Genomic DNA, 8,404 nt, shown 5'->3' on the forward strand with positions numbered 1-8,404 from the left:
GTGCAGGCAGCACCGAGGCGTCGAGCTTCGTGGTGCGGGCGACGGCCGGCCGCGTGCCCGGGCCGGCGGAAGGATGCGCCGGCCGTGGCAGCCGCAGTGGTACGGCTCCGGCGAGCCGGCGCGTCCAGTGACCCAGTCCTGCATCGAGGCGGTCGGCCGCCGCGTGCTCGCGGCGCGCGTAGTCCGTGTACTGCGGCGGCTCCGGCTGTTCGTGAGGGCGTCCGTCCACGGCGGCTGCGTACAGCTGCGTCAGTTCGGCGGCGACGGTCTCCAGCGACCCGCCGTCGATGGTGATGTGGTGGAAGGTCAGCAGCACGGTGTGGTCCTGGGGGCCGTGCCGCAGAACCAGGGCGCGCGGCAGGGGACCCGCAGCCAGGTCGAACGGACGGCGCGCCTCCTCGGCGAGCGTCTGCGCACCGTCGCCGTCGACCTCCACCACCGGCACCACGATCGTGCCGGGCGCGGGGAGCGTCTCCTGGTACGGCTCGTCGCCGCGCTGACCGTAACGGGTGCGCAAGATGGCGTGGCGTCGTACGAGCGCGGTGAGTGCGACGGTGAAGGCGTCCACGTCGAGCGGCCCGCGCAGCCGGGTGGCGAAGGGCACGCTGTAGAGGGAGCCTCCCTGGCCGAGGCGGTCCATCAGCCACATCCGGCGCTGGGCGTGGGACAGCGGGGCGGGTCCCTGGTCGTGCACAGCTGTGGGGACCGGGGCGGCCGGGCGGGTGCCGGCGCGGGCCCGGGCCCTGCGCAGCAGTTCCTCCTGCAGCGTGACGGAGCCGGGGGTGCTGTCAGTGGCCATCGGTGTCCTTCGGCGTGTCGAGGTGGAGATCGCTGTGGTTGGCCATCAGGGCGCGCTCGACGAGGGCGGCCTGTCCGGCCACCGTGGGGGCGGCGAAGAAGTCGGGCAGGGACAGCTCCACTCCGAGCTCCTCGCGCAGGTCTTCCGTGACGACCAGAGCGAGCAGGGAGTGGCCGCCGTAGGCGAGGAAGTCGGCGTCCGGCCGGTTCACTTCGCAGCCCAGGCTGCGGCTCCACACCTCGGCGACGGCCTGCTGGATCGGGGTCAGCGCCTGGGCGGCGCCGTCGGCGTCGGCGGTGCCCTGAAGAGCGGTGAGCGCGCGCCGGTCCACCTTGCCGGAGACCGTCAGGGGCAGCCGCTCCACGAGGGTCAGCTCGTCGGGGACCAGATGGGCGGGGAGCTGTTCGGCGAGCCGCGCCCTCAGCGTCTCGGCACGAGGTACCGGGCCGGGCGCGGCTACGACGAAGGCGGCCAGGCGGGCGTCGTCCGCTGCGGGCCGGCGCACGGTCACGGCGGCGTCGTCCACCTCAGCCTGCTCGCGCAGGATGTGCTCGACCTCGCCCGGCTCGATGCGGAATCCGCGGACCTTGATCTGGTCGTCGACGCGGCCGTGGAAGTCCAGAACTCCGTCCGGGCGCACCGAGACCAGGTCGCCGGAGCGGTACAGGCGGCCCAGCGACGCATGGTCCACGAAGCGTTCGGCGGTCAGCTCCGGCTGTCCCGCGTATCCGCCTGCCAGACGGCTGCCGCCGATCCACAGTTCACCGTGTTCGCCCGGCGCGACCGGCTGCCCGGTCCCGTCCAGGACGTGTGTGACGGCACCGGCGATCGGGCGGCCGATCGGCACCGGGCCGTCGCAGTCCGCATCGGTGACCCTGTGCGCCGTCGCGAACGTCGTCGTCTCCGTCGGCCCGTAGCCGTTGACCAACTCCAGCCAGGGAAACGCGCGCAGCACCGCCCTGGCATGCTGTGCGGCCATGGCCTCGCCTCCCACCACCACCGTGCGGAGCACCGAGAACACCCGGGAGCGGCGGGCAGCCAGCTGGTGGAACAGCGCCGTCGTGAAGAACGCCACGGTCACGCCGTGCCGCTCCACCTGCTGGGCCAGATCCTCGAAGGACGGCCGCTCGACGGTGCACACCACCACGGCGGCGCCGTTGGCGAGGGCCGACCACACCTCGAAGGTCGAGGCGTCGAAGGTGGCCGGCGAGTGGAACAGCACCCGGTCGCGGGCGGTGACGGTGGCGTACTGCGGAGTGGTGACCAGTTGGGCGATGCCGCCGTGGGTGACCGTCACGCCCTTGGGGAGGCCGGTGGATCCTGAGGTGAACAGGACGAGCGCCGTCGCGTTCGGGCCGGGCTCAACAGCGGGCAGCTCGGCGCCGCCGGTCAGCAGTGGATCGTCGGGCAGCGCCAGGGTGGTGCCCGTGGGAGCCGTGGATTCGAGCAGCTTGCTGTCGCCGACGGTCAGTGTGGCCCCCGCGGTGGCGAGCATGGCTTCGGTACGCGGACGCGGGTGTGCCGGATCGAGTGGCACGCATGCCGCGCCTGCCCACCACAGCGCGAGCTGCGCGACAAGCGCGCGGGCCGATCGCGGCACCAGCAGCGCCACCCGGTCGCCGGGGCGGACGCCATGGTCGTGAAGGTGTGCGGCCAGAGCGCGGGCGGAGGTGACCAGCTGCGCGTACGTCAGCGTGGTGTCGCCGTCCATCACGGCCAGGGCCTGCGGGGTCTGCTCGGCGTGCCGCGCCACCAGGGCGGGCAAGGCGGAGTCGTACGCGGACGGTGTGCGGTCAGCCGGCACGGGGCTTTCCTTCCTGCGGTCGGGGGTGGCCAAGGCGGTCGTCATCTCAGGCCACCTCCGGTCCGACGGCGGCGCGGCGCTTGTCGAGTACGGCCGCGACTGCCCGAAGGTCGGGCTGGCGGAGCAACTCCGGTGCGCGCAGCCGGACTCCGGTCTCCTGCTCGATCACGGTCAGCAGACGCGCGGCGACGAGGGAGGTTCCGCCGGCCTCGGTGAAGTTGTCGCTCAGTTCGGTACGGGGGCTGTCCAGCAGGTAGCGCACCACCCGCAGGACCAGTCGCTCGCTCTCCGTCGCGCCGTCGTGCGCATCGCCGTTGTCGGCAGTGGCGCTGTCGCCGGTGATCGGCTGCGCCGGGGCAGCAGCCAGCTTCAGCAGGTGGGCCCGGTCGACCTTGCCGTTGGCGTCGAGTGGGAAGGCGTCCAGGATCCGCACGGCCGAGGGCACGGCCTGCTCGGGCAGCCAGGCGCGTACCTCGGACAGCAGCGCGTCAGCACTCGTTCCGTCGGATGCGAGGACGTACGCCACCAGGCGGGCGTTGCCGTCGGCGGAACGGGGAGCGGTGACGACCGCGCTGCGCACCGACGGGTTCTGTTCGAGCGCGGCCTCCACCTCGGCGGGTTCGATCCGTACTCCGCTGATCTTCACCTGATCGTCGAGACGGCCGAGGAACTCCAGTCTGCCGTCGTCCAGCATCCGCACCCGGTCCCCGGTGCGGTACACGCGGCCCGTCCGCCCCGCGTCGATTCCCGGGGGCGGGGCGGTGAATCGCCGTGCCGTCAACTCCGGGTCCAGATAGCCGAGCGCCAGGCACGTTCCGCCGATGCACAGTTCGCCGGCCTCACCGCGGGCGGCGACACGGCCGTCCGCTGCGGTGACGACGACCGTGGCGCCCGGGATCGGAGTTCCGATCGACGGCGCGCTCTCGTCGCCCGCGTCGTGGTCCGTGGCGCGCATGGCGTGGGTGGTGGTGACGACGGTGGCCTCGGCGGGCCCGTACGCGTTGTGCACCGTGGCGGTCACATCCGCACCGGGCCGTCGGCGCATCCGGTCGCCACCGACAATGAGGTGACGCAGCTTCAGGTCCTGGGGCCAGGTCCGTGCCAGCACCGGTTCGGCCATCGGAGTGGCCACGACGCACACCGTCACGGCGGCGTCGCGCCACCATGCGGTGAGTTCGGCCGGGTCCCAGCGAACAGCGTCCGGAGCGGGAACCAGAGCCGCGCCGGACGTCAGACCGGCCCACAGCTCCATCACGTGCGGGTCGAACGCGACGCCGATGAGCAGTGACTGGCGGTCTCCGGGCGCCAGGCCGGTCTCGGTGCGGTACCAGTCCAGCAGTGCGGACAGAGCGGGTTCCGCGACGGCGACGGCCTTCGGCCGCCCGGTGGAGCCGGAGGTCAGCACGGCGTAGAAGGCTTCCTGCGGAGCCGGGCGCGCACTCGCAGCGGGAGGGGCGAAGGCCGCGACGGTCTTCGGGGCGGCGTTCGTTCCTCCCGGCAGCGGCAGCGTGATCTGCTCGGCGGCCTGATGACGGGCGGGCAGCACGGTGGGGTCCCCGATCAGGCAGACCACGGCGACGTCCTCGGTGACCGCGTCGATGCGGCGCTCACCGGGGCGGGGACCCAACGGGAGATAGACCGCGCCGATCCGGGCGAGGGCGATCGCGGTCACGGCCAGCGCCGCCGAGCGGTCGAGGCAGACGCCGACCAGGTCGCCCGGGCGCACCCGGTCGCTCAGGGCGCGAAGGACGTCGTCGGCCGCCTCGTCCAGCTGCCGGTAGCTCCAGATGCGGGTCCCGTCGACCACGGCGGGGGCCTCGGGACTGCGGCGTACCCATTCCTCGTAACGGGAGAGCACTCCGGCGGCGGCGGTGGCTTGGGAAAGGGCGGCGCCGTGTACGACGCTCGGCAGACGGTCCTGACGGTCGTTCGTCAGCTCGGAGGTCTGCTCGGCCATCGGCTCGGCAGAACGCCCGGTCATCGGCGCGGCCCCCGTCGGCGTGTCATTCAGGATCTCGGTCATCACGACTCCGTCGGCGTGGTCGTAGTGGTGTGGGCAGCAACGGTCGGCGTGGCGAAGGCGCCAACGGCACGCGCCTGGTCGGACAGGACCGGGTTCTGGAAGAGCAGCCGCAGCGGCGGCCGTGCGCCGATGCGGGGTTCCAGCCAGGCCGCCAGCTGCGCGGCGAGCAGCGAATGCCCGCCGGTCCGGAAGAAGTGGGAGGCATCGGTGAACCGGCTGTGGCCAAGCACCTCGCACCAGCCCTCGGCGAGCAGCGCAAGAGACGGATCGGTGAACTCCGCGGGGTCGGCTGCGGCCGTGGCGCTCTCCTCGGCCGGTGCGCTGGGCTCGAGTTCGGCGGCCAGACGGGCCAGCGCCACGCGGTTCGGCTTGCCCCCGGGCAGTGTCGGCATGGCATCCAGTCGCGCCCATCGACCGGGTACGAGGGCACTCGGCAGACGTCGGCTCAGTTCGAGGTGCATCGCCTGCTCGTCCCACGGCTGCTGTCCGTCGGAGTTCTCCAGGAAGCCGACCAGGCGCGGTCCGCCGGCCGCTTCCCGGTCCAGGACGACGGCACAGGAACGTCCGCCGAGCACGGCCGATGCCGCGGCCTCCACCTCCTCCAGTTCGATGCGGTGGCCCCGCAGTTTGATCTGGTTGTCGCGGCGCCCCAGGAAGTGCAACAGCCCGTCGCGATCCCGGTAGCCGAGGTCGCCGGTGAGATAGACCCGCTCGCCGTTCAGTGCCTCGATCCGTACGAATCGGGCCGCAGTGGCCTCCGGGTTGCCGACGTACCCCTCGGCCAGACCGGCGCCGGCGATGGCCAGTTCACCGACCGCACCGGCCGGCAGTGGACGCAGAGCCGCGTCCAGGACGTGGATCCGCTCGCCGGGCAGTTCGGTGCCCAGGGGGATTTCCGCCCCGTCCGCGAGGTTCTCGCGGGTGATCTCGTACACGGTCGAGCTGATCGCCGCTTCGGTCACTCCGTAGACGTTCAACACGGCGGCGTCGGTGTCGGCGAGGAACGCGCGCATCGCGTCCGCCGGGATCCGCTCGCCTCCGAGCACCAGCAGCCTCGGCGCCCAGCGGCGCTCGCGCAGCACCGGCCGCAACTCCTCGCGGGTGGCGAGGAAGTAACTGGTCGGGAGGTTGGCGACGGTGACCCGGGCGGCGGCCAGCAGCTCCGCGAGTTCTGCTCCGGTGGGCACTTCCCGCTCCGGTACGACGAGGCAGGCACCGGCGTACAGCGAGGGCAGGACCTCTTCCAGCGCCACATCGAAGAAGGGCTGGGCGAAGAGCAGCACCCGGTCACCGACGGCCAGGCCGAACCGGTCGGCCGCGCCCGTCAGATGGTTTTCCAGGGCCGCCCGGCCCACCGCGACAGGCTTGGGTATGCCGGTCGAACCCGAGGTGTGGATGATGTACGCCGCACCGGCCACCACATCGGCCGGCCGCGCGGCGGGGAAAGAGGCGGCGTCGATACGCGCCGTCGGCAGGTGTGCGGGCAGCGGCGCCCCCGCGTCGGCGGAGGTGAGCACCAGCGCCGGGCCGAGCCGCTCGAGCAGCAGCTCCAGACGGGAGACCGGGTCGGACGGTGAGAGCGGGCAGTACACGGCTCCGGTCCGCAGACAGGCCAGCAGCGTCACCACCGAGTCGGCACCGCGCGGCAGTACGGCGGCGACCGGCTGCCCCGCCGTCACACCGGCGTCCCGTATCCGCTGCGCGAGGGAGGTGACCTGCTCGTCGAGGTCGCCGTAGGTGAGCCGACGGGCCCCGATCAGCAGCGCGGGCAGGGAGGCGTCGTGGGCGGCTGCCGGGTCGAGCGCGTCCAGGCTCTGCGCGGCCGCGTGCGGTTCGGGCGCGGGGTCGCACGCCGTCGCCGGAAGCGCGAGGTCGGCGAGCACGGTGGCCGGAGTGTCAAGGTAGGCGCGCAGCAGATCCAGGAAGCGTTCGGCGAGCAGCTTCGCCACGTCCTCGCCGAAGAGATCGGCGTCGTAGTCCCAGACCAGCGTCATGCCGGGCGCCCCGTGCCGGGGACCCACTCCACGGCGGTCGTCGGGCAGCAGGACGACATCGAGGTCGAATCGGGTGGTGCCGGTGTTGAACCCCTCGAACAGGGTGATGTCCAGCCCTGGCACCTCGATCTCGGGCAGTGCCGCGTCGTGTGCGCTGAACATGACGCTGAACAGCGGGTTGTCCGCGCCGGAGGTGTGCAGGGCCAGTGCGCGGGTCAACTCCTGGACCGGCACTTCCTGATGCGGCAGAGCGCGGATGAGGGTGTCGGTCACCTCGTCCATGGTGTCCTCGGCCGGGGCTTTCGGGTCCAGGCGAAGCCGCAGCGGGATCGTGTTGACGAACATGCCCACGGCGTCCTCGAATCCCCGCGGGCGGTTGCCGACGGCGGTGCCGACAACCATCTCGGAGCGGCCGCTGTGCCGGCGCAGGAGCTCCGCGAAAAGCCCGAGCAGCGCGGAGAACGGGGTCAGACCGCGCTCACGGGTGTGGGCGCGCAGCCGCTGGGTCAGATCCGCGCCGATCGACTGCCGCAGCTGGCCGCCGTGGTGCCTGCGCAGGGCGCCGGGCCGGGTCAGGCCGGGCAACGGCATGTCGTGGGAGGCGCCCCGCAGTTCGTCGGCCCAGTACTCGAGGCTCGCCTGCCGGGCTGCGGCTCGTACGTCGTCGGCCTGGACGTCGGCCTGGGCACGTACATGGTCCGCGTACGAGGTCGCGGGAGGCAGCGTGACCGGCTCACCGAGGACATGGGCGCGGTAGACGGTGAAGACGTCGCCCAGCAGGATCGCGAACGAGTGCCCGTCGTGGATCAGGTGGTGCTCGACGTGGATGAGCCGGTGCTGGTCGTCGGCGAGCCGCGCCAGCGTCCAGCGCAGCAGCGGCGCCTCGTACGTGTCGAGCGGGGTCTCGGCCTCGGTGCGCAGCAGCTTGGCGAACGCGGCCTCCGGGTCGGCCTCCCCGGTCAGATCCACGCTGCGCAGGCGGGGCACACAGGCGTCAGCGGTCCGCTGGGCCGGCATCGCGCCGGGGACAGCCACGAGTTCCAGGCGGAGTCCGGGGTGCCGGTCGAGGGCGGCGGTGAGCCCGCGGCGCAGGGCCTCGGTGTCCAGCGTCCCCCACAGGTCGAGTGAGGCGGTGAAGTTGTAGGCGCGGCTGCCGGGCTGCACTTGTTCGTGCAGCCAGACGATCTCCTGCGACGAGGAGAGGGGAAGCATGGGCGATCCCTGAGGTTGTCGGGTCGGGTTCTTCGGATACGGGTCGGGGCACGGTTGTGCTCCCCACCCGGGGTTCGCGGGCCGGTCCGCGGATCGCGCGGTCCTGCCGTGCTGTGCTCGGTGGCTTCGGGGTGGTTCTGTGGCTGTGTGGCTTGAGGGATGTGCGGTGCGCCGACCGTGTGCGGTTCGGCGCTGTGTCGTTTCCGTGTACGACTGCGGCGTTCAGCCGACGGTGACGTCGGCGCGCTGCGGTGCGGGCAGGGCCGCGCAGAAGGCGCCGAACCCGTCCTCGGCCGTGCGGTCGTCGTGCACATGGCGGTCCCACACCATGCGGATGTGGAGTTCCGGCCCGTGGGTGACGGACACGGCGAACGGGGCGCGTACGTGCCGGCCGTCGATGTGGACCTCGCGGCCCACCACTGCGCCCAGGCTCAGGGGCGGACGGCGACGGGCGTCGTCAACGGTCAGCAGGCCGTCCAGTCGGCCCGACCACAGGGAACCGGCCGACCGGGCGGCGTGCACGACTTCGTCGAAGGGGGTGTCCGCCCGGTCGAGATCGCCCCACCAAGCGG

General features: G+C 72.6%; 4 protein-coding genes and 1 pseudogene. All 5 read right to left on the reverse strand.

What is annotated here, in order from left to right; translation table 11 throughout:
- Window positions 1–799 (reverse strand): condensation domain-containing protein (locus ACWGI8_RS33665; protein ID WP_453666785.1); only part of this gene is annotated, 799 nt, incomplete at its 3' end.
- A complete protein-coding gene (locus tag ACWGI8_RS33670; protein WP_453666787.1) occupies window positions 789–2,648 on the reverse strand; it encodes an amino acid adenylation domain-containing protein in 1,860 nt (619 codons plus the stop codon). The genes ACWGI8_RS33670 and ACWGI8_RS33665, both read right to left, overlap by 11 nt.
- A 1-nt stretch (window position 2,649) precedes the next feature.
- Window positions 2,650–4,626 (reverse strand): non-ribosomal peptide synthetase, encoded by a 1,977-nt coding sequence (locus ACWGI8_RS33675; RefSeq protein ID WP_453666789.1) that lies wholly within the window; start codon window positions 4,624–4,626, stop codon window positions 2,650–2,652.
- Window positions 4,626–7,832 carry a non-ribosomal peptide synthetase gene (locus tag ACWGI8_RS33680; RefSeq protein WP_453666791.1) on the reverse strand — a complete coding sequence of 1,069 codons (3,207 nt, stop codon included), beginning with the start codon at window positions 7,830–7,832 and terminating at the stop codon, window positions 4,626–4,628. The genes ACWGI8_RS33675 and ACWGI8_RS33680 overlap by 1 nt, the downstream gene beginning before the upstream one ends.
- 222 nt (window positions 7,833–8,054) lie before the next feature.
- A pseudogene (locus ACWGI8_RS33685) lies at window positions 8,055–8,404 on the reverse strand (non-ribosomal peptide synthetase); the annotation flags it as partial.

This window comes from Streptomyces sp. NPDC054841 (assembly GCF_053611045.1).